The organism is Litoribacterium kuwaitense (assembly GCF_011058155.1).
GTDB classification, from domain to species: domain Bacteria; phylum Bacillota; class Bacilli; order Bacillales; family DSM-28697; genus Litoribacterium; species Litoribacterium kuwaitense.
Map to the genome: position 1 here is coordinate 1 of NZ_JAALFC010000162.1, position 314 is coordinate 314.

The 314-nt window shown below is 53.8% G+C and carries 1 rRNA gene; it reads right to left on the reverse strand.

The features are described 5' to 3' along the window. Window positions 1-23 precede the first annotated feature (23 nt). Window positions 24-314, reverse strand: a 23S ribosomal RNA gene (locus G4V62_RS19500); the annotation flags it as partial.

Genomic DNA, 314 nt, shown 5'->3' on the forward strand with positions numbered 1-314 from the left:
AGATACCGACAAAGAAAGACTTTGAAGAGAAGGCCTCGATCGATTAGTATCGGTCAGCTTCACGTGTCGCCACGCGTCCACCCCCGACCTATCAACCTCATCGTCTCTGAGGGATCTTACTCACTTGACGTGATGGGAAATCTCATCTTGAGGGGGGCTTCATGCTTAGATGCTTTCAGCACTTATCCCGTCCACACGTAGCTACCCAGCTATGCCCCTGGCGGAACAACTGGTACACCAGCGGTGTGTCCATCCCGGTCCTCTCGTACTAAGGACAGCTCCTCTCAAATTTCCTGCGCCCACGACGGATAGGG